The sequence below is a fragment of the Noviherbaspirillum saxi genome, from assembly GCF_003591035.1.
Classification (GTDB): Bacteria; Pseudomonadota; Gammaproteobacteria; order Burkholderiales; family Burkholderiaceae_D; genus Noviherbaspirillum; species Noviherbaspirillum saxi.
In genome coordinates this window covers 2,896,805-2,916,850 of record NZ_QYUO01000001.1, presented here as the reverse complement: position 1 = coordinate 2,916,850, position 20,046 = coordinate 2,896,805, and the positions used below count along the sequence as shown (strand labels likewise).

Below are 20,046 nucleotides of genomic sequence, written 5' to 3'. Positions count from 1 at the left end.
GATTGCTCCCGCAGGCATAATAAAGTTGCTACAATCTGACGGCTTTATGCCTTGCGATCCTTCACTCATATTTTTGCAAAGAGCTGCATTCCATGGGCGACCAGTCTTCGCTGCTTGCGTCGTCAATGCTGCTGTAGCCGAGCCCGCAGATGCCGGTGACCGCAAGTGCGTTGTTCCAATATTCTTGTTGCGCTAATCCGAGAATCCGCCACCTCTGGTTGAGACGGCAGGTGTCGAATGGCGCGCATGGCCTTGCCGGGAATGCAGTAGCTGTTCCCACTTGCCCGACTTCACCTTCTTTATGGATTTTCGATCTGCGTTCCTGTTGAAACTAAAGCGTCCATCGATATGGATGCCTGTTTTTATAGGGCTGCTAGCGTTCACAGGGTTCACAGGCGGGGCGATTCTGAATCCGCTGAATGTCGATTGGATCTTGAGCGCAGGCGGGGACTCGCTACAGCACTACATCGGGTGGAATTTTTTCAGGAATGAACCTTTCTTCCAGTACCCGTTCGGCAAGACATATGGATTCGGCGAGACCTTATCCAGCTCAATCGTCTTCAGCGATTCCATACCCATCTTCGCATTCGTCTTCCGTATCTTCAGCGGTCTATTACCGCAACAATTTCAGTACTTCGGGCTGTGGATATGCGCATGCTTTATTCTTCAAAGCATTTTTGCGTGGCGTCTTCTGTCCCGATTCACCAACGACGTCTTCCTGCTCTGTCTTTCTACTTCATTCTTCGCCCTGGCTCCAATGATGTTGTGGCGGCTGAGCGTACACGCCGCATTAGCCGGGCATTGGGTGATCCTGGCGGCGCTGGATGTTTATTTCGATGAGCGAGCGAAGAAGCGGCATTGGGCGTTATTGACCGGCCTTACTTGCCTTATTCACGCCTACCTCCTGGCGATGGTCGGGGCAATATGGCTGACGGACCTCATTCGACGCGTGGTTGCCCGCAAGATGCGGGCTTCGAGCGGACTGGCCGAGTTAGCCCTGATTTTTCTGGTGATAGGCGTTGTCGCGACGAGTGCAGGTTACTTCATGCTTGGTGCTTCGCCGACCCAGGCGGGTTTCGGGTATTTTCGGCTGAACCTGCTCGAGCCGATCCGCCCATCCTTGGACTGGCCAATTTTTGGCGATACCTCGCTTCCTCATGGCGATTACGAAGGGTTTACTTATTTGGGTCCGGGGCTATGGCTGCTATGTGTGCTGGCGGCAGTGCTTTGGTTCAAAGGAAAGCGCGAGGGAAAACTTGCCGATGGCATAGTCCCTCTGTGCATACTCGGAATCGGATTCCTTCTGTTTGCATTATCCAATCAGGTGGCTTTCGGGCCTCGAGAGTTATTTGCGTATTCCTATCCCGCGTTTCTTGAGCCATTTACCGGAACGTTCAGGGCATCGGGCCGATTTGCCTGGCCCGTGGTTTATATGTTGCTTCTGGCGCTGTTTGCCGTGTATCTCAAGTCCATGCCGCGTAATGCAGCAATCGCTATCCTCACACTGTTATTCGTCGTGCAGGCTATTGACCTGAGCGATGAGTCGGGACGATTGCGTCAGCGTTGGAGCACGAATTGGAAGACGCCACTGGCCTCTCCGTTTTGGGATGAAGTGCCGAAGTTGTATCGAAGAATTGCGTTTGTTACCCCTGGTTTCCTGACGCCGAACTATGGTCCGCTGGCATTGCTTGCGTCTGACAACCGCATGTCCGTCAACGGCGGCTACTTTGCCAGAATCGATCCAATCAAGCTCTCGTCTGCAAAGGAAGAACTCAGGGCCGCCATGGAAGCCGGTCGCTTTCGGTCCGACACGCTGTACGTGTTCAATGATCGGGCCTTATGGGCCGAAGCCGTAGACAATTTCAACCAGGATGGGTTTATTGGTTCAGTCGATCAACTGAACATCGTAGCGCCCGGTTATCGCGGGTGCCTGACTGCTTGCGGCCTGAAAGATCCAGAGCCGCCGCAACGATATGAACTGGACAGTGTGCTCGAGTTTGGAAGCGGCGGTGGCATAGAGCAGTATGCCAGGGAAGGATGGCATATGCCGGAGGGCGACGGTCGATGGACGGACGGAAACAAGGCAAAAGTTTCGATGACCCTGAACAGTTCGGATGCCGAGTCATACAAGCTGCAACTCAAGTTTCTGCCATTTGTGGCGACTCCGCATCCGACGCAGCGGGTTACTGTCCTTGTTAACGGGCATTTGAGTGCAAAATGGGAGCTGTCCAATGCCAACGAGGCGATAAAAAACATTCATGTCGATGGCGCATCCATACGTTCCCGAAACGGTAAAGTCTCTATTGTGTTCTCGCTGCCGGATGCCGCGTCACCGCGCAGTGTGGCCTTCAACGAAGATGAGCGAGCAATCGGAATTTTCGTCAAGAGCATGAAGCTCAGTGTTGCATCCACTGAGCTTGCCAGCCAAATCAATAAATAAGATAACTGTCAACGCGTGAAGATGCGCGCATACAACCCATACCGGCGTTGTTCGACAGGTGCTGACTTCTATCTTCGCAAAAACCGTAATAGCCGTTACTCCTTGCTGCAATATATCTGATAAGCACGTTCTCAGTGACATAGGACTTTGATGTCTTCATGCCATGCAGTTAAACAATTCATTATCAAAAAAGCATTAATTTCCGAAAAATATGTTATTGTTATGCCAACATTTAATCGGGCGTAACTGAGGCTTTATACCTAAAACCTGTTTCGCCTACGTTTGTCGTTAGGAGAAACACGTGTCTTCCAAGCCGGTTGAAAACGAAAACAAAGGCGAACTCATCGATTCTTTGCCTTTGTCCGCTTTCGGCGCGGACAAGCTGTTAAAACCCGTCGCTTCCGCAATGAAATCCATCGAGGCCATGAAGACGGGCGATGCACATCACGCCCTGATGGAAGGGTTGTCCGCGGCGGGCGGTCTGAACAAGAACATCGCCAAGGCGGCAACTGCGGCCAAGGTCGCGCAAAAGCTCGTGGCCTACGCCGAAAGCAAAGCCGGCAAGCCTGTAAGCGCACCACAGACCAATGCGGTCATCGCCGATCATCCTTTGTCGGGACGGGCCATCAATGATTTTGCCGCCAAAGTCCCATCCTTCATGCCAAGACCAGCACCCGCCGGCGACAGCGGGGACGAGATCGAGCCTGGCATGGCGAGGGCTTCTGTCGGCCTTCTGCCTGGGTTTTCGGATCAAACCCGGCTGCTGCGGTTCTATGCCGCTCTGCCCGCCGACAAGACCTTGCAGATCGAATCCTTCCATGGCAGCGCCGGCCTGTCCGAACTCTTCAGTTTTCATCTGACGCTCATTGCAACGAACGCCGACATCGACCTCAAGGACATGATCGGCAAAAACGTCACCATCGGCATCCAGCATGACCAGACGGATGCGCATTACATCAACGGTTACGTGAACAGCTTTGCGTTCTCGCATTCCGACGGTGGTTTTGCGTTCTATCACGCCGAGATCGTGCCCTGGCTGGCGTACCTGACGCGGCGCGTGAACTGCCGCATCTTCCAGGACGAGAGTGTCGTCAGCGTACTGACAACAATATTCAGCGAAGACTATAGCGGTTTTGCCGATTACGAGTTTCGTTTGACCAAGAGCTGTCCAACCGAAAACTACATCGTTCAATACAACGAGAGCGATGAAAATTTCGTATGCCGTCTGCTTGAAAAGCATGGCCTGTTCTATTACTTCGAGCACCATGCGACCGGCCACAAGATGGTCATTGCCGATACATCGAGCAGTGAGGCCTGCTGCAAGCCGCACCCGCTTCACGCAAAGATAGAATTCAACGCCGGCAACCGCACGCAAGACAAGGATGCGATTACCCACATCGGCGCGCAACGCACGCTGCAATCGGCAAAGGTCGCGCTCAACACCTTTGACTTCAAGGCGCCGCTCACACCGCAATATGTCGAGCTCCCCACTGTTGCGGAACAGGGAGATGTCCCGAAGCTGGAAATCTTCGATGGCAATCCCGCCTTCAACTACAAGAATGTCACAGACGGCGCCCGCGAAGCGAAACAAAGGCTCGAAGTCTTTGAATGGCAAGCCAAAGTCTTTGCCGGCACGTCGGATTGCCGTGGACTACAGCCGGGAAAGACCTTCATCCTGACCAACCATGAATGGTTCAAGCCGGAAAATCCGACGGATGCCGATTTTGTCGTGCTATCCGTGTCGTACAGCGCCCGCAACAATTACTTCGAGCGTGGCGGCAGCGCCGTTTATGGAAATTCCTTCACCTGCATACGGCGCAAGATCCCGTATCGGCCGCGCCTGACACACGCCAAGCCGCGCATGCCGGGCCCGCAGACGGCAACCGTCGTCGGTCCGAAAGGCGCCGAGATCCACACCGACAAGTTTGGACGGATCAAGGTTCAGTTCCACTGGGACCGCTACGGCCGCCACAACGAAACCAGTTCCTGCTGGATTCGCGTATCGCAGCCATGGGCCGGTCAGAACTGGGGTACCGTCGCGATCCCGCGCATTGCGCAGGAAGTCATCATCGATTACCTCGAAGGCGATCCCGACCGCCCGGTCTGCACCGGCCGTCTATACAACGTCAGCCAGCCGATGCCGTACGCCTTGCCCGACGCCGCCCACATGATGGGTTTCAAGAGTCGGTCGACGCCTGGCGGCGGCGGTTATTGCGAAATGGTGATCCATGACAAAAAGGGCCACGAGCTCATCAATATCCATTCGCAAAAAGACATGGTGACCACGGTGCAGAACATGCAAGCCACCATCGTCAACGGCGCAAGCCAGACCAATAGAATCACCAGCGGATTCCAGATCACCACGGTCAAGAAGAAGATCGAGATGGAATCGCAAACCGAGTTCATCCACCTCAAGGCCGCCACTGCCATCACGCTCGAAGTCGGCGCGAGCAAGATTCTTCTTGATGCGAGCGGAAAGATCACGATTCAGGGTGTGCATGTGGATGTGATTGGGTCTGGGCGGATTGATTTGAATACGAATGCGGGAGCGGCTGCGCCGGCCCCGTCACCGGCTCAGATTCCTGCACCTGCACCGTCCGTTCCGGTTATGCCAGCAGGTGCGGCTAGCACAGCGAAGGCACCTCCGGCTGCAGGTGGACGGCAAGATCCTGCCCTAGCAGCGCCGAAGGTCACAGGGCCGAAGGCTGTGCAAACTCCTGCAACTGCGCCCAAGCCATCAACGCCTGCGCGGAGCGGTAACGGAAAGCGCATTGGGCATTTATCCAGAAAGCATGAAACATCTGGTCGGGGAGTCGGAACCGTATCCACTGGCGTTGGCGATCCAGGTGGAGTTTCATACGGCAGCTATCAGCTCGCATCCAAGAAAGGTATGGTGCAAAGCTTCTTGAGAGCAGAAGGCGCGGAGTGGGCGCACGAGTTTAAGGGGCTGGACCCCACAGTTCGGGATGGAGATTTTGGGAAGAAGTGGAAAGAGATTGCGGCCAAGTCGCCGAAGCAGTTCGAAGATGCTCAGCATAATTTCATCGAGCGTACGCATTACAAGCCCGTTCTGGCGAGCGTAAAGAAGCAAACGGGAGTGAATCTTTTGAATCAATCTGAGACGTTGAAGGATGTGGTCTGGTCCTGCTCCGTGCAGCATCAAGGAGCAGCGGGGTTTATTGCGGAAGCAGTTCAGTCAGTCAAGCTCAAACCTGACAGCCTTGATTACGACAAGGCACTGATAAATGCGATTTATGACCATCGGTCAAGCTACGTCGGAAAGTCAAAGAAACTAAAGCCAGACATAAAAGCAAATTTGCAAGCGCGCTATGCAAAAGAAAGAAAAGATGCATTGGTCGTATTGCAGCAGGAACAGGATTAACCAATGGCGTCAAACAATATATTTATTATGCGAACACTATCATCGATAAGCCTGGCGATTGTATTTCTCGCTTTGAACCAACTGACGAATGCGCTCGCACATGACAGTTCTTTAGCAGAGCCGAATTATTCTAAAAGCTATCGAAGCTGCATGGATAAAGCAGAAGGAGTCACCATCGAGATGCGCTCGTGCATAGGTAGGGAGTTAAGTATTCAAGACAATAGATTGAATAGAAACTACAAGCGCTACTTTGAGAGCGTGGAAGGTCACGTAAAAAAGAAACTTAGGACTGCTCAACAAGCATGGATACAGTTTCGCAACAAAGAATGCGAGCTCGCGGGTTCTTTGGAAGAAGGTAAAACCTTAGAACCAATTCTTATTGGTAGTTGCTATCTCGATATGACAGCGCGCCGGGCGGACGAATTGGAGTAAAGCCTATTCTGAAAATAGCACTCCATATCAACACAAAAAGGAGTGGTCTCGATTCTTATCCCGGCAAATTTCATGTTATGAACCAACACCAAATCAACGAAGCAACGTTTACGCTTCCTACGGAACTCAAAGATAAAACCGTACATATGTTCGTGACGTCCGAAGACGGTCCAAACGAATTCAATGTCGTCATATCGCGTGCGAATCTCGAAGCGGAAGAGCACCTGGAGCATTTCAAGGATCGTCTGGTCGCAGAACTCGAACGCGCGCTTCCAATTTTCGAGCTGACCGGCAGCATCGATCGTACACTGAGTGATATACCGGCAATCGAAATCATCTATCGTTGGAACAACGATGGGATACGTATGCATCAACGGCAGGTGATCACTGCCTCGACGCAGGGCGATACCGACGCAGTGCAGGCGCTTATGATTGCCGCAACCTGCCCGAAGCCTTTCAGCGATCATTGGAATCAGGTCTTTGACGACTTGCTTGACAGCATACGGCTACGGCAACCATTTGTAGAAGCGAGTGATGTCGGGCCACAGCTAGAAGATATGTTGGACGAGCCGACGGCTACAGCGCCGACCGATACGTCGCCTACCGATCCGCCCTACATCTTCGCGTTGGCAGTACGAGATCGCCTGCTCCATATATTCGATAATGAAGAAGAAGCTTGCCGTCTCATAAATCCAATAGAAGTTGAAGACCGGCTTTGGGAGTTTTTTGATTGCCAGGGCAATCCTTTGAAGCCCGACTTCGTTCAACCGAATACCGGAATCATATGGCGTAGCGGCGGTAAGTATCTGCTTCGAGAATGCTCCGCAACAGATCGCTTGCCGCTCTCGCTTTGCATGGATCGCATTCGACAGGTACGAGGCAAGTTTCCGATGAATAGCATTCCTGCCATTGAACGACACTTTGAGCGCTTGTCACTTGCATCGTCGATCACTATGCAAAATTCAGATCCGAATCAATGACACAAGCAGCACGTCTTGGGGATCCGATCGGCCACAGCCCCAGCATGAGCTGGTTGTTGCGCGGTCTACTGATTGGTGCCGGGATCGCGGTTGTTGGCGTGGCACTTGTCGGTACAGGTGGTCTAGCTGCCGCAGCGATTATTGGAGGAGCTGCAGCTTTCGGCGCTGGACTTGGCGATCTGTTTAGTACGATGAGCTGGGCACCCAAAGAGGTATGTGGAGCTATCGTAGGTGCTTGTTCCGCCAATGTCTTCACAAACGGACTCCGTGCAGGCCGCGCGCATATCGACATTGCACATTGTTCCAAGCACTCCAATCCGCATCCGCTGATCGCAACCGGCAGTCCGACCGTGTTTATCAATGGATTACCCGCTGCCCGTGTCAGTGACAAGATCTCATGCGGTGCGGTAATCACTGGGGGATCTAACAACGTCTTCATTGGCGGTGGGGTAACGCAGACTGATCCAATTACACCCGAACACCTTGTACCAGGACGGGTTCACGGCATTCTGTTCCTTATTGGAGGAGCGAGTGCAGTGGCCTTGGCTGGGCCGGTGGTGGCTATTGGAGGACTGATCGCAGGTGCTGCAGGTGGAAAACTTGGAGAGGTGCTAGGCGGCAAGGTCTTTGGCGCCGGGTCAGATGGGGAAAAGTGGTCGCTACTTGCTGGGTCTCTGGTCGGCGGTTTTGCCGGAGCAAAGGCAGCTCCAAAGACTTGGGGGTTTGCTAAGCGGGTAACTATTGATGTTCAGCCTGGAACGCTTGGAATGAGCGGGGGGAATATCAAAATAGATCTAAAGCCATCAACCGGAAGGTATAAAGTTAAGAAAATGGATGGAAAATATATGTCAGAAAATGAGGCCGAAAACTCGGTCTGGCCAGGGCGTCAAGTTACATATTTATCTGAGTCGGAAAGAGCAGAATATCGACTGGTATTTAAGGATGGAAAGGCCTATGAAGCCGATGGGAGTCTTTTCGATACAACCGATACACCTAACGGGAAGGCTATCTTTGTCATGGACGGAGAGGGAAATTTCTTCGCTTATAAATATGCAGAGGTCGGTGAATTTCATCACTCAAGCTTTTTGGCGGGTAAACCAGTTGCCGCGGCCGGAGAACTGACATCCTACGATGGCCTCATCGTTGAAATTTCCAATAAAAGCGGACATTACAAACCTTCCGTTGATTTTCTGCTGCAGGCGATGAATGAGTTAGAAAATAAGGGCGTATCTATTGAGTCCATATTTCCTGACATTTATTCACACTAAGCTGCGCCTCAATGTTCTAGTGGATTAAAGCGGATCTGATAATTTTTGATGTGAAACAGGAATAAATAGCATGGCGATTTCAAACGAACACAAATCCTACCTGCGATATTTGACGTATGCAGCGCAATTTAGTCATCCGATGAAAGGTGATATGGAAAAAGTCTTTCAATCACTGATTAATCCAAAATTACCTTTTGAGTCAACTGCCACATATTTACATCAGATTGTGTCGCTACTTGAAATTGATGATTCGTTTGAAGATGCCGTTCCATGTACGATAGGTCATACGGACGATGAAATCCGAGATTTTTTACGTTCGCTCGCTGATGAGATAGAAAGAAGACATCGCAATGCATTGAGATCAGGGAAACCAGCCAGTGAATCGGGGGCGTGGAAACACTTCGGAATGCACGATTACTACGCAACGGTGATGGAAGGTGAGCCACTTCCATATGTGGACGGACGGTGTGGTGTCTGGGAAAGCGCTGTGCCTTGCGTCAAACTTGCTGCGCGTGACGCAATAACTAACGAGTTCGCGAAATTTTATGAAAAATCCGTTCTATATGGAGCCCCAAGCCGAAAGCCGGCGGAGCGGTACTTCATCGCATCAGCAAATCGAATGGCAAATTTTCTTGACGAAAAAGAGTATGCGAACGCAATTTCGCTGCTTCGCAGCATCGCGAGTGATCACAATCACGAAATGATCAAAACTTTGGAACATGTGACAAAAGTAAATTGGTCATCGAATGAGAAAAATCGAATATGGCTGGTTGAATTGCTCAATGGGTTGGCGACCCTTCTCGAGATAAAACAGAGGTTCCTAAGTTTAAGACATTAGTTGCCCGAGCGAAGTGATGAAGATGCGATGCGGAAAACAATAATTTACGCGAAAGAATATAACTTAACGACTGGGATGAAAATGCGCTGTTACGAGTATGCGGACCATGGATCGTAGGAGAAAGCTTTAAATATAAATCGCTAGACGAGTTTCCCGGGTACTCGGCAGAACGCCTGCTGCCGAATGTTAATTTGGTTCTAATCCAAGATGGAAAAGGTGGATACTTGATTCATACAGCCTATCCTAAATAAAGTTAAACAATTATGAATACGTCATTTAACAAGCATGGGACCACAGAGAATGGAATCAGGTCTTGCAACTCACTGGATAAGCTGTTGTAAGACCTGATTCCTCGGTCAGGCGAAACGTAGCAGTGGTATTCTGGTAGACGCTATTAATGTTTGACGTGCCACGGTACACATCCGAGCCAAGAACAAATGAAAATTAAATCACTGCCCAGAATCACGGCGCTGCTCGTTCTCGGTATAGCGGAACATGCATCAGCAAATTCTCGATATTCTAAGACGTTGTGCGGCGGCGATGAGGACGTCATCTTCAGTTGTAGTGTTCAGTCAAAGACAGTATCTGTTTGCGCGTCACCTATATTGACAAAAAATAGAGGTCACCTTCAGTACAGGTTCGGAACGAAGAAGAGGATTGAAATGCAATATCCTAGTGGAAGACAACCTCCTGACTTGATGTTCCTTACCAGTTCCACAGCTTATGCGGGTGGTGGGGAAACACACCTGCGATTTTCCGTCCCGCCATACGACTATGTCGTCTATGACCGCACCACAAGCAAAATCAGAGCCGAAAATGGAGAAAGAGCCCCCGAATTCAGTGCAGGGTTGGTGGTCAAGAAGAATGGGCACATTGTGCGCCGCCTTCGTTGCACAGATAGCGCGTCTGCAAACATTGCCGAGCTCGCATACGATGCCCTTGCAACGGAAGACTTCAAGTCACTGGAAGACTAGGCTTAAAGTAGGGATTTTCATCGCCGGCCGGTCGTTACCGCAAAACTTCGCCCAGTCGAGCACCCGCATCCCATAGCAGCGCAAGCATGCATCTCGCATGACTTCGCTACATCCCCAAGTTCTCCGGATTCCCCTGTGCCCAATTCAACCCAAAATCGCAAGTCGGCATACCCTCGCCACATACCGCATTGACGCCATCGCCTTTTATCGCGATCGATGCGCCACACTGATTTCAACTGTTCTCCACGAATACGGACATAGAGTGTTCCATCCGCACCGCATCGATCTCAGCCAACCGAATCCTGGCAGGTGTCGTTGATGCGAGGGCCATTGCTGCTCGCGTTTTCCGTTAGATGAGGTAAATCTAAGCCGGGACACGGTAAATGTCCTCACATAATTATGGGAGAGTGTGGCGGGCATTGCGCAATGCGCTTGCGGATGCTGCCGATTTCCGCTTTAATTGTTGACTTGTTAATCATGGTGGTTCAATCGCTTCGACGGCGTGGCTGAAAAAACGGACCCGCTGTCGGCGTAATTTTTAACGTATCAATAACAGGAAACTGCGCAATGGGAATGACCTACCAGATTCACGATGCGGCCAGCAAGTATGGCTTGGGCAATATGGCGGCCAGCACCGCGCTGTCTACCGCCAACCAGAATCTGCTCGGCTCCATTGTCAGTATTACGCCAAGCTGGGTCGGCGACGCACCGGCGCTCGGTCAGCCTGCTGCGGTTGCTGTCGGGTTTGCCGGAGGCTTTACCGGCAATATCGGCTTTACCCTGACTTCGTATACCACCATCGTGGTGACCTCGATAAGCTATGTGCATACCGCGAGTAACGAGACGCTGCTGTCCGCCAACGGCAGCATGGCTTTCAGCGCGAACGATGTCACCGCAGTGTTGGCGGAACAAAGAGTCTATGCAAGCGGCGATACCCTCTTTGGCAATTCATTCAACAACGCGCTGCGCGGCTTCGGCGGCAACGACACCATCGATGGCGGCGGAGGAAACGACACCGCATACTTCAATGGCGCGCGCAGCCTTTACCAGATTACGCAGAACGGCGGTACGCTCACGGTGAGCGGACCCGATGGCGTCGACACACTGCGCAATGTGGAGCGTGTGGCCTTTTCGGACAAGGCCCTGGCATTTGACACCGGCGGCAGTGCGGGTCAAGCCTACAGGCTTTATCAGGCGGCCTTCGATCGCAAACCGGATACCGGCGGCTTGGCGACCTGGATGAATTACATGGATCAAGGCCACAGTTTGACTGAGGTCTCGACCATGTTTCAGCAGTCGACCGAGTTCATTACCAAGTACGGCACCAATGTAAGCACTGCGCAGTTTGTCACGCTGCTGTACAAGAATGTGCTGCATCGCGAACCGGATTCCGGCGGCTTTGCCATGTGGTCGAACCTGCTCGATACCAATCAATGGGGCCGCGCCGATGTATTGATCGGCTTCAGCGAAAGCAATGAGAACAAGGCTGCCCTGATCGGGGTGATGCAGTCCGGGATGGAGTTTGTTGCTTAGGACCGGTTAGCTCCATCCTGACTTCCCTATGCCGGGCTCGCGCTGCGATGTCCGCCAGCGATGAACATCCCCATTCCGGAGTGCTCAACACCTTCGACGCCTTCCAAAGATATGCGCCGTCTTCATGCGTATCCAGTGCGAAGCCCATGCTGACCATCAGCCGTACCATCGCTTCGTTTTCCGCGAGCACGTCGCCTTCAAGCTGGGTGATGCCGGCCGCACGCGCGACGCAGATCAGCGTCTGGATCAGCCGCGTGCCGAGGCCGCTGCGCTGCCATTCATCGGAGACCACCACCGCGAATTCGCCGCGCAAGGGATAGGGATCGGCGACATACTGCGCCATGCCGATGGCCACTTCGCTGTCGCCGCTTCTGATCACGGCAAGCACGGTCATCGCCCCGGTCGGATCGTTCAGCGTGAAACGCGCCAGCATGTCGGGTGGCAATTCATGCAGCGGATAAAAGAATCGGTGGTAGCGGCTTTCCATCGACAAGTCATGTACCAGCGACTGTATGCGATCGGCGTCATCGGCCCGTACCGCGCGCAGCGTGACTGCGGTGCCGTTGCGCAAGCGGAAGGTATCGCGCACATCGGCATCATCGGCCTGGCCGGGCGCGTTCGAGCCGTTCAGCCCGAATGGAAGATAATCCTTCCAGTCGAGCGAAAAGGGAAACAGGCTACCCATGGCATGCTCCACATCATGCGATGGACAGGCGTGCGCTGGCCGGCAGGGCAGTCATGCCGGCGCGACGCGGCTGCTTCTGCTCGCAGCAGGTGTCGAGCCTGACGCTGATGCGTGCCTTGCCGAGCGGTGAAAGCAGTGCAGGGACGTTGCGGTCGAGTACGAAGGCTTCGCCGGTTTCCAGCACCACGTCGCGGATATCGCCATCCTGCGTGATCCAGACGCTGCCGTCGAGCGCACGCACGGTCCAGCCGGCTGCATCGTGCAAATGCGCGGCTTGCGCCTGGTCGAGTGTGATGGTTTCGCCGGCTGGGGCGAGCTTGTGCATGGCGCTGTCGTGTGTGGTGACAGCGTCGGCTACGGAAGTCTTGTGAACTTTGGCATTCATGGTGATCTCCAGGTTTCTCGGATCGGAAGGCAGGATATTGCCTCCATGAAGCTCATTATCGTTTGTCCCTATGTATTTACAATCCGTCAAATTGGAATAAGATTGTTTCCAATGATGGACAATTTCAGCATATGGCAAGGCCCATTGCGACACAATGACGGGAGCAGACATGGAACGCCTGGTGGAAATGATGGCTTTCGCGAAAGTGGTTGAAACCCGCAGCTTTTCGGCGGCCGCGCAGCAACTGAAAACCTCGAAATCCCTGGTCAGCAAGCAGGTCAGCAATCTGGAAAGCGCGCTCGGCGTCAGGCTGCTGAACCGTACCACGCGGCGCATGAGCCTGACCGAGATCGGTTCGGCCTATTACGAACACTGCGCCCGCATTGCGCAGGAAATCGATGCGGCGGCCGAAACCGTGACCCAGCTACAGGTCGAGCCGCGCGGGGTATTGCGCATCACTTCGCCGGTGATCTTTGCTTCGCTGCACCTGGCGCCGGCGCTGCAGACTTTTCTGAAGCGCTACGACGAAGTGGAAGTCGAATTGAACGCGACCGACCGTCCGGTCGATATCGTCGAGGAAGGCTACGATCTGGCGATCCGTATCAGCGATAATCCGCCGGCCAACATGATTGCGCGCCGCATTGCACCGGTGCGCTGGGTGACCTGCGCCTCGCCGGAATATCTTGAGCGGCACGGCACGCCGCGTACGCCGCAGGAACTGGCACAGCACCAATGCCTGGTTTACCAGGGCATTCCGGCGCTGCGCAGCGGCTGGCGCTACCAGACCGGCAGCAAGGAAATATCGCTGTCGGTCAACGGCAAGTGCCGCGTCAATAATTCCGAGGTGCTGCTGCAACTGGCGCTCGATGGCCTGGGGATCGTGCTTTTTCCGACCTATATTCTTGGCCACCATCTCAAGAGCGGCCGTCTGAAAGAGATCCTGCCCGACAGCGTGGCCAATCCCGACATGAGCATGTATGCGGTCTATATGCCGAATCGTTACATGCAGCCCAAGGTCAGGGCCTTCATCGATCATTTGCTCGCTCACTTCGGTCCGGACCCGCACTGGGATCAGTTTTAAGCAGCGAATTAGCCGGCGAGTCAGCCGTATGAATTCAAGCGTCGATGAAGTTTTGATCTGGAAAGATTCTCTGGCAAAACTTGTAACTTTTTATTTTTTATCTATTGCTGGCGCACCGTTTGTCTAGACTGATCTTGTTGAATTGCTCCCACTATCAGAAAGGAGAAACCATGAACAAACTGATTGCCATGTTGATCGCCAGCGTGTTTGCGACTTCGGCATTTGCCGCCACCCATACCGCCGCACCGGCGGCCGGGTCGTCGTCATCGACTATGAGCAGCGACACCAAGGCTGACAGCAAGAACGCCAAGGAAGCTGCCAAGGCCGATGAAAAGGCCACGAAAGCAGATGCCAAGGCCGATGAAAAGGCCACGAAAGCGGACGCCAAGGCGGACAAGCAAAAGGCAAAAGCCGATGCCAAGGCATCGAAGAAGAAGGCGGATGCGAAGGCCGACAAGGAGTCGGCTGCCGCGGATGCCAAGGCCGACAAGGCTGATGCGAGGGCAGACAAGGCTTCCAAGTAACCACAATCGCCGCACACCCTCGATTGCAAGGCAGGCTACGCCTGCCTTTTTTATTGCGCTTTGAACCATCAAGGATGCTCCGGAATGATGCGGAGACCCAGTCGGATTTTGCGTCATCCGGGCGGTTGACCGTTATAATCCGCGTGCCGGTCGGCAACACAAAAATTACTCGGTTTTAAGCGGATGACGTAGCAGAACATGCAGAACGACCAGCGGTATATCAATAGAAATGACAAGGATTGGTCGACTACATGAGGCAGTTGGTGACATCGGGCGCAGCGGCGCAGTACGCGATGACGGCCGCGTTTTTCTTTCTCCCCCTTTCGAAGCCGCTGTTGTATATCACGCTGCTGGTTGCCTCCATACTCTTCATTTGCAGTGAGCGCTTTGTCGAGGCATGGCGCGGATTTCGTCCCCAGCCGTGGCTGGCGCCGGCATTGCTGCTGGCGATCCTGCCGGGATTGTCGCTATTGCTGCATGAAGATCCCGGCCATACCGAACTCAATCTCAGCTATTACTGGATAGCGGCCTTTATCGTCTACCTGGCGTCGAGCAGGATGCCGGTCATGCCGTGGATACGCGCATTTGTCGCAGGCGTCTTCATCGTTTTCTGTTACGTGCAGATTCGCTTCCCGGGAGAAGTACATCTGGCAACCGGCCTGGCGGCACTGGGCAATTACATCCTGTATTCGCAGTTGCTGGCGATCGCGACGGTGCTGCTGTCGATTCTCTACAAGCACGACAGCCGGCGTATCGTCAGACTGGCCTGCCTCGCCGGCATGGGGCTGTTTTTCATCGGACTGGTTTCAGGCGATGGACGCAGCGGATTGCTGTCGCTGCTGTTGCTGCTGCCGCTGGTGGTCGGCAATATGGTCGCGCAAAAAAATCGCAAGCTGGTACTGGTGGGTTGCCTGATCGGTCTACTGCTGGTCGGCCTGTCGCCGCGTGTGCAAAAGCGCATCAACGAAGGCATCAGCGATCTGAAGCTGATGCAGCAGGACCGCAAGGAAACCTCGCTTGGCTATCGTGTCGACATGTGGAATACCGCGGCTGAGGTGGTGCGCGCCCATCCCGTATTCGGTGCAGGGCAGGGCGGCTTTGCCCGCGCCTGGAATAATCGTCATTTGACGGCCGAAGCCAAGGGGTTTGTCGAGCCGCACAATGCCTTCCTGTTCTTTGCATCGAGCTATGGACTGGTCGGATTGGCTGCATTGCTGTGGCTGTATGCGGCGGTACTGTGGACCGGCTGGCGGCACAGGCAGTCATTTGAAGGCGGCGTGGTGTTCGCGTTTGCAGTTGTCTGCATCGTCGGCAGCATGACCAATACCATGTTCATGGGTGCCGTCAGCCATGCCTGGCTGATGCTGTTCATCGGCTTGCAGGGCAGTCTGCTGCGCCCCGGATTGCCATGCATGCAGCGGCAGGGAGCGACCGCATGAAGAGCGGCATGAAAGTCCTGTTCATTTGTCCCACCGTCGCCGGCTATATCGGCGGAACGGAAACGGTGGTTGGCCAACTCGCGCGTCGGGTCAAGGACAAGGTGGAGTTGACCGTGCTGAGCGCGACGCCGTCCGGCAAGCCGCTGATCGACAGCACCGGCTTCGAATTGTTGACGCTGCCTTTTCTCGGGCGCGACAGCCGTTACAACCGCTTGCTGAGCAAGCTGCTGATGACCAGCCGCTTCAAGATCGAGAGTTACTCTTTTTTCCGTTCGCTGGCCAAAAGCGATATCGACCTGACGCGCTATGACGCCATCGTGAGCTTTTACGAAGCCGATGCCTATCTGCTCGAAAGGCAGTATCCCGCCTTGCGCGCACGTTGTCATCATCTGCTGCCCGGGGTATCGATGCGCGGCTTTTTCCGGCGCGTGCCGGCACAGCGCGTTCGTTTCTTCGGCTATCGTGCCGCGCCGCGCGCCAAGCGCAAGTGGCATGTGGATGTGCAGTCATTGCCGCTGGGTGTGGACGAAGTGTTTTTCCCGCCCGAATTGCCGGCGTATCCGCACGACCGGCGCCTTGTATTTGTCGGACGCCTGGACAAGAGCAAGCATATCGACTGGCTGGCGGACTTTTTCGTGCGCAGCGGACTGGCGGCCAGAGGTTACCGGCTGGATATCATCGGCGACGGCCCGCTGCAGGCGAGCATGCAGGCAAACTATGGTCCGGCGTCCGGCATTCATTTGCATGGCCGCCAGCGGGCCGAAGACGTTGCACGCATGTTAAGGCAGGCTTTCCTGCTGCTGCATCCGACCGATCTTGAAAGCTTCGGTCTGACCATCCTCGAAGGCATGGCGGCCGGGGTGCCGGTCATCACGCATGCGCTCGATAGCGTCAAGGTATGGGCAGGCGATCATCCGTGCTATGCCGCGCATCTGGATCATGCGTCATGGCTGAACGAAATAGAAAGCTTCGAACAGCGCACTCGCTGGGAGCAGACCAGCAGCCGGAACCTGGCGTTCGCGCAGGAGTTCACTTGGGACAGGATTGCGGATCAGGTACTCGCGATCGTTCAATGCCGTCCGGAGTAATGTGACGGTAGAACGCTGGCGTCCATGAAGGATTAAGGCAGGCTACCCCGATTGAACAGGCCTTCCGCCTTTTCCCGTCATGCCCGCTTTGCTAGACCGAAGCGGCTAAGCCGTGTCAGCGCACGCTACGTCTCAACGCTTCAAAGAAAAGCTCCGATTGCAGCCGTTCGCCTTGCATTTGTTCCGCCACGCGCCGCGCAACAGCGTCATCGATCGGGATCAGTTTTCTACCGGTCGATTGTGCAATCACCTGCACCGCACAGGCGCGTTCCAGATAGTACAGGTCGTCATAGGCATAATCGACTCGGTCACCGCACACAACGACGCCGTGATTACCGAGGAACAGGACGTCGGCGCCATTCATCGCATTGGCAATGCGTTCCCCCTCGGAGACGTCGAGTGCCAGGCCATTGTAGCGACCGTCAATCGCAACGCGGCCGTAATAGCGCATCGCATTCTGCGACAGCATGGGATCGAGACCGCGGTCTTCGGTCAACGTCAGCGCCGTCGCGTAGGGCATGTGGGTGTGAAGCACGCAGGCTTTGCGCGCGATACGATGGATCGCGGCATGAATGATCATGGCGGTCGGTTCGACCTCATGCCTTCCGGCCAGCTTGTTGCCAGCCTCATCGATCATCACGATATCGTCGGCCTGTACCTCGCTCCACAGCAGGCCGCGCGGATTCAACAGAAAATGCGGCTGATCGCCAGGCAGGGCGACGCTGAAATGATTGCAGACGCCTTCACCAAGGCCATGATGCGCCGCCGCCCTTAACGCCAGCGCGAGGTCTTCGCGCAGTTTGGCGACGACCGGAGCATGGAATACTTCTTCGATTGAGGATGTTGAAACGTGCATGTCCGTCCCTTGAATTTTTTATTAGCGCTGGATGAATTCGATCTTGTAGCCGTCCGGATCCTGGACGAACGCGATGATGGTGTTGCCGCCCTTGACCGGGCCGGCTTCGCGCGTGACCGTACCGCCCTGGGCTTTCACCGCTTCGCACGTCTTGTAGGCATCGCTGACTTCGATCGCGATGTGGCCGTATGCGCTTCCCAGGTCATACTTGTCGACGCCGTAGTTATAGGTCAGCTCAAGTTCCGCATGGTCCGGATTCTTGCCATAGCCGACGAAGGCCAGGGTGTATTTCTGTTCAGGCCGGTCGGTGGTGCGCAACAGGCTCATGCCCAGCACCTTGGTGTAAAAGTCGATGGAGCGTTGCAGGTCGCCGACCCGCAGCATTGTGTGAAGTATGCGCATGCTTGATCCTTGAATGTTTAGAAAATTGGCAGTGTTTCCGGGCCGCTATTCCGCAGCGCACGCTTGGCCGCCTCGAATTCCGGAAAGATCGACTGCACGGTTGCCCAAAAGCGCGGGCTATGGTTCATCTCGCGCAGATGCGACAGTTCGTGCGCGACGACGTAATCTATCATCGGCAATGCGAAATGAATCAGCCGCCAGTTCAGCCGGATCTTTCCTTCCGCCGTGCAGGAACCCCATTGCGTGGTTGCCGACGATAGCGCGAACGATTGATAGCTGGCGCCAAGCTTTTCCGCATAGAGGGGCAGACGTTCGGCAAACAGGCGTTTCGCTTCTGCTTGCAGCCATCCTTGGACCCGGTCCTTCAATTGTTGTTCACCCGCCTCCGGCGGCAGGCAGACGGTCAGTTCGCGCGTTGCCGCATCATAGGCAATGCCTGCGGCCTGTGCATTGAGGATGCGTAGCGTGAGTTCGCCGCCGAGATAGGGCAGCGTAGCACCGTCGCACCACTGCATTTGCGGTTGCAGCCGCCGCGCCGAACGTTCGCGCCGCTCGCTGAGCTTGGTGAATATCCAGCGCTGCTTTTCCCGGATCGCGCTTTCGATTTCGGCGATCGGCACCCAGCGCGGTGCGGTAAGCCGTAAGCCGTCTTCATCGATCAAAAAGCCGATGGTGCGTCGCTTGGAACGTTGCAGCCGGTATTCGAGGATATGGTCGCCGACATGTAGGCGCCGCCGCCCGGCGCTGGCAAGCGGCGGGGCCGAGGATGTCGGCGAAGGGAAGAGTTCCGGCGGCTCCTGCCGCGGCATCGTGCCGCGGGGCGGTATGTGTTTCGGTGCCGGTTGGTCGACGCTGGGTTGCGACGAGGTATCGGGTGAAAAAAAGTCGAGCTGCAGCGCGAGCTGTTGGGGGTCAGGCGGAGTCTGGCGTAGCAGCTTCAAGAGAATGTGAGACCTTGTCGTTTGAATAAATGTCGGGCGAGGAAATCACCCGCATCTCGGATTCTATCCAATTTTCAACTTGTTGCATGAGCTCACTTGGCGTACGGCCAGTCGAAGAGATCGGTTTGCCTATCGAGACTGTGATCAAACCCGGTTTTTTGATGAAGGAATTCTTGGCCCAGCACTCGCCGGCATTCAACGCGATCGGGATCACTGGCACGCCGGTGTCGATCGCCAGGCGCGTGCCACCGCTCTTGTATTTGCCTTGCTTGCCGACGTAAGAGCGCGTCCCTTCCGGGAACATGATGATCCATTGGCCGCCGGCCAGCCGCTTCTTCCCCTGTTCCACGACGTGCGCGAACGCATCCTTGGCCTTGCTGCGGTCGATAGGAATCATGCGCAGCAGGGCGAGGCCCCAGCCGAAGAACGGGATGTACAGCAGCTCTTTCTTGAATACGTAGACCAGCGGCCGCGGCAAGGCATAAAAAAGAAAAATGGTTTCCCAGGCAGACTGATGCTTGGACAGCACGATGGCTGGCGAATCGGGCAGGTTTTCCGCGCCCTTGATCTGATAGCGGATGCCACACACGATGCGCGCGCTGTTGATCACGAAGCGGTTCCACAAGCCGGTCAGGAAATAGCGGTAGTTATATGGTAGCGGCGCAAACACGAAGCACACCGGCGCCCAGATCAGGGTCGCAACCGTCATCAACAGTGTAAAGACCACTGAACGCAGAAACAGGAAGGGGGTGGACATCACATCTCCAGAAGCGGCCGACCGGATCGGCACTGAAATAA

The 20,046-nt window shown here is 54.7% G+C and carries 17 protein-coding genes; 11 read left to right on the top strand and 6 right to left on the bottom strand.

Features of this window, described 5'->3' with window-relative positions; all coding sequences use genetic code 11:
* Window positions 1–280 precede the first annotated feature (280 nt).
* The 7 genes from D3871_RS13760 to D3871_RS13725 all read left to right on the top strand — a co-directional run bounded on the left by D3871_RS13760 (window position 281) and on the right by D3871_RS13725 (window position 11,847).
* Complete coding sequence (locus tag D3871_RS13760; RefSeq protein WP_147376818.1) at window positions 281–2,440, top strand: DUF6311 domain-containing protein; 2,160 nt, start codon at window positions 281–283, stop codon at window positions 2,438–2,440.
* A 301-nt stretch (window positions 2,441–2,741) separates the two neighbouring features.
* Window positions 2,742–5,822, top strand: coding sequence for a type VI secretion system Vgr family protein (locus tag D3871_RS13755; RefSeq protein ID WP_119769409.1), 3,081 nt, complete (start codon window positions 2,742–2,744; stop codon window positions 5,820–5,822).
* Window positions 5,823–5,825: 3 nt separating this feature from the next.
* Window positions 5,826–6,254, top strand: coding sequence for a lysozyme inhibitor LprI family protein (locus D3871_RS13750; protein WP_119769408.1), 429 nt, complete (start codon window positions 5,826–5,828; stop codon window positions 6,252–6,254).
* A 77-nt stretch (window positions 6,255–6,331) separates the two neighbouring features.
* Window positions 6,332–7,234: a DcrB-related protein gene (locus D3871_RS13745; protein WP_119769407.1), complete on the top strand. Its 903-nt coding sequence runs from the start codon at window positions 6,332–6,334 to the stop codon at window positions 7,232–7,234.
* Window positions 7,231–8,502 carry a PAAR domain-containing protein gene (locus D3871_RS13740; RefSeq protein ID WP_119769406.1) on the top strand — a complete coding sequence of 424 codons (1,272 nt, stop codon included), beginning with the start codon at window positions 7,231–7,233 and terminating at the stop codon, window positions 8,500–8,502. The genes D3871_RS13745 and D3871_RS13740 overlap by 4 nt, the downstream gene beginning before the upstream one ends.
* A gap of 70 nt (window positions 8,503–8,572) precedes the next feature.
* Window positions 8,573–9,340 (top strand): hypothetical protein, encoded by a 768-nt coding sequence (locus D3871_RS29825; RefSeq protein ID WP_147376817.1) that lies wholly within the window; start codon window positions 8,573–8,575, stop codon window positions 9,338–9,340.
* Window positions 9,341–10,881: 1,541 nt separating this feature from the next.
* Window positions 10,882–11,847: a DUF4214 domain-containing protein gene (locus D3871_RS13725; protein WP_119769403.1), complete on the top strand. Its 966-nt coding sequence runs from the start codon at window positions 10,882–10,884 to the stop codon at window positions 11,845–11,847.
* Here the strand turns inward: D3871_RS13725 and D3871_RS13720 are convergent.
* Both D3871_RS13720 and D3871_RS13715 read right to left on the bottom strand, forming a co-directional pair.
* Window positions 11,777–12,532 carry a GNAT family N-acetyltransferase gene (locus D3871_RS13720; RefSeq protein ID WP_119769402.1) on the bottom strand — a complete coding sequence of 252 codons (756 nt, stop codon included), beginning with the start codon at window positions 12,530–12,532 and terminating at the stop codon, window positions 11,777–11,779. The two genes, D3871_RS13725 and D3871_RS13720, sit on opposite strands and share 71 nt — an antisense overlap.
* A 13-nt stretch (window positions 12,533–12,545) precedes the next feature.
* Window positions 12,546–12,917, bottom strand: coding sequence for a DUF2917 domain-containing protein (locus tag D3871_RS13715; protein WP_158597938.1), 372 nt, complete (start codon window positions 12,915–12,917; stop codon window positions 12,546–12,548).
* Window positions 12,918–13,086: 169 nt separating this feature from the next.
* Here D3871_RS13715 and D3871_RS13710 point away from each other — a divergent pair, with 169 nt between their 5' ends.
* The 4 genes from D3871_RS13710 to D3871_RS13695 all read left to right on the top strand — a co-directional run bounded on the left by D3871_RS13710 (window position 13,087) and on the right by D3871_RS13695 (window position 17,049).
* Window positions 13,087–13,998, top strand: coding sequence for a LysR family transcriptional regulator (locus D3871_RS13710; RefSeq protein ID WP_119769400.1), 912 nt, complete (start codon window positions 13,087–13,089; stop codon window positions 13,996–13,998).
* Window positions 13,999–14,168: 170 nt separating this feature from the next.
* Entirely contained in the window at window positions 14,169–14,522 is a 354-nt protein-coding gene (locus D3871_RS13705) for a hypothetical protein (RefSeq protein WP_119769399.1), read from the top strand.
* A gap of 251 nt (window positions 14,523–14,773) precedes the next feature.
* Window positions 14,774–15,961 carry an O-antigen ligase family protein gene (locus D3871_RS13700; RefSeq protein ID WP_147376816.1) on the top strand — a complete coding sequence of 396 codons (1,188 nt, stop codon included), beginning with the start codon at window positions 14,774–14,776 and terminating at the stop codon, window positions 15,959–15,961.
* Between the two features lie 8 nt (window positions 15,962–15,969).
* Window positions 15,970–17,049 carry a glycosyltransferase family 4 protein gene (locus D3871_RS13695; protein WP_158597937.1) on the top strand — a complete coding sequence of 360 codons (1,080 nt, stop codon included), beginning with the start codon at window positions 15,970–15,972 and terminating at the stop codon, window positions 17,047–17,049.
* A gap of 115 nt (window positions 17,050–17,164) precedes the next feature.
* Here the strand turns inward: D3871_RS13695 and D3871_RS13690 are convergent, their stop codons facing one another.
* From D3871_RS13690 to D3871_RS13675, 4 genes are read right to left on the bottom strand one after another with little or no spacing between them, the layout of a single operon-like run.
* Entirely contained in the window at window positions 17,165–17,905 is a 741-nt protein-coding gene (locus tag D3871_RS13690) for an aldolase (protein WP_119769396.1), read from the bottom strand.
* 21 nt (window positions 17,906–17,926) lie between these two features.
* Window positions 17,927–18,307 (bottom strand): lactoylglutathione lyase, encoded by a 381-nt coding sequence (gene gloA, locus D3871_RS13685; protein WP_119769395.1) that lies wholly within the window; start codon window positions 18,305–18,307, stop codon window positions 17,927–17,929.
* A 17-nt stretch (window positions 18,308–18,324) separates the two neighbouring features.
* Entirely contained in the window at window positions 18,325–19,248 is a 924-nt protein-coding gene (locus D3871_RS13680; RefSeq protein WP_119769394.1) for a M48 family metallopeptidase, read from the bottom strand.
* Window positions 19,220–20,005 carry a lysophospholipid acyltransferase family protein gene (locus D3871_RS13675; protein WP_119769393.1) on the bottom strand — a complete coding sequence of 262 codons (786 nt, stop codon included), beginning with the start codon at window positions 20,003–20,005 and terminating at the stop codon, window positions 19,220–19,222. The genes D3871_RS13680 and D3871_RS13675 overlap by 29 nt, the downstream gene beginning before the upstream one ends.
* Window positions 20,006–20,046: the final 41 nt, after the last annotated feature.

What these genes read in the sequence shown, in the direction of transcription:
- D3871_RS13750 (WP_119769408.1), top strand. Translation starts at nt 5,826, where the DNA reads ATGGCGTCAAACAATATATTTATTATGCGAACACTATCATCGATAAGC.
- D3871_RS13745 (WP_119769407.1), top strand. Translation starts at nt 6,332, where the DNA reads ATGAACCAACACCAAATCAACGAAGCAACGTTTACGCTTCCTACGGAA.
- D3871_RS13740 (WP_119769406.1), top strand. Translation starts at nt 7,231, where the DNA reads ATGACACAAGCAGCACGTCTTGGGGATCCGATCGGCCACAGCCCCAGC.
- D3871_RS29825 (WP_147376817.1), top strand. Translation starts at nt 8,573, where the DNA reads ATGGCGATTTCAAACGAACACAAATCCTACCTGCGATATTTGACGTAT.
- D3871_RS13725 (WP_119769403.1), top strand. Translation starts at nt 10,882, where the DNA reads ATGGGAATGACCTACCAGATTCACGATGCGGCCAGCAAGTATGGCTTG.
- D3871_RS13720 (WP_119769402.1), bottom strand. Translation starts at nt 12,532, where the DNA reads ATGGGTAGCCTGTTTCCCTTTTCGCTCGACTGGAAGGATTATCTTCCA.
- D3871_RS13715 (WP_158597938.1), bottom strand. Translation starts at nt 12,917, where the DNA reads ATGAATGCCAAAGTTCACAAGACTTCCGTAGCCGACGCTGTCACCACA.
- D3871_RS13710 (WP_119769400.1), top strand. Translation starts at nt 13,087, where the DNA reads ATGGAACGCCTGGTGGAAATGATGGCTTTCGCGAAAGTGGTTGAAACC.
- D3871_RS13705 (WP_119769399.1), top strand. Translation starts at nt 14,169, where the DNA reads ATGAACAAACTGATTGCCATGTTGATCGCCAGCGTGTTTGCGACTTCG.
- D3871_RS13700 (WP_147376816.1), top strand. Translation starts at nt 14,774, where the DNA reads ATGAGGCAGTTGGTGACATCGGGCGCAGCGGCGCAGTACGCGATGACG.
- D3871_RS13695 (WP_158597937.1), top strand. Translation starts at nt 15,970, where the DNA reads ATGAAAGTCCTGTTCATTTGTCCCACCGTCGCCGGCTATATCGGCGGA.
- D3871_RS13690 (WP_119769396.1), bottom strand. Translation starts at nt 17,905, where the DNA reads ATGCACGTTTCAACATCCTCAATCGAAGAAGTATTCCATGCTCCGGTC.
- gloA (WP_119769395.1), bottom strand. Translation starts at nt 18,307, where the DNA reads ATGCGCATACTTCACACAATGCTGCGGGTCGGCGACCTGCAACGCTCC.
- D3871_RS13675 (WP_119769393.1), bottom strand. Translation starts at nt 20,005, where the DNA reads ATGTCCACCCCCTTCCTGTTTCTGCGTTCAGTGGTCTTTACACTGTTG.